Source organism: Streptomyces sp. TBY4 (assembly GCF_024213195.1).
In the GTDB taxonomy this organism is placed as follows: Bacteria; Actinomycetota; Actinomycetes; order Streptomycetales; family Streptomycetaceae; genus Streptomyces.
Genome location: NZ_JANAVF010000053.1, coordinates 1 through 690, shown reverse-complemented (window position 1 = coordinate 690; position 690 = coordinate 1). Strand labels below are relative to the sequence as shown.

1 protein-coding gene is annotated in these 690 nt (G+C 70.4%); it reads left to right on the top strand.

What is annotated here, in order from left to right; translation table 11 throughout:
* The coding region (locus NLX94_RS38715; RefSeq protein WP_254387994.1) for a 3'-5' exonuclease at nt 1–690 on the top strand (690 nt) is incomplete at both ends.

Here is a 690-nt window from a genome sequence, read left to right as displayed (position 1 = left end):
CGACACCGACCGTCCGACGTGGGCGGTGTACGAGGGCGGCGCCTATCTGGGCACGGTGAACGCGGAGGCGAGCAGCAGCGGGCCGTTGTGGCGGGTGCAGAGTTCCCGTGAGGCCCACCGGGAGCTCGATGACGCCGTCAGGGTGCTGCGGCGCCCGGCTTCCTGGCCGCGCGAGCGCGAGGAGGTGGGGCGGTGGGCCCTTCGCCTGCTCGATGACGACTCGCTGGTCGCGTTCGATGTGGAGACCACGGGGCTTCAGGACGCGTTCGCGGTGCAGATCGCCGCGGTGGCCCGGGACGGCACGGTGCTGCTCAACGAGTATGTGGATCCGCGCGCAGTCATCGAGCCGGCCGCGATCGCGGTGCACGGGATCACTCCGCAGCACCTCGCGTCCGCCGCGCCCTTCGCCAGGCTGCTGCCCGCCCTCGCCGACGTCTTGCACGGGCGGGCCGTTCTCTCCTACAACATGCCCTTCGATCGCGGAGTTTTGGAGCGTGAGCTGGTCCGTCATCACGGGACTACGGCCGCGGCCGGGCGGTGGCTTGACCGCTGCCGGTGGGAGGACGCGATGGTTCCGTACGCGGTGTGGAAGGGATTGTGGTCCGTCAAGCGGGGTACTTACCGCAATCAGCGGCTCGGCGGGCCCCATGATGCGGTCGCCGATTGCCGGGTCCTGCTCGCGAAGACCGA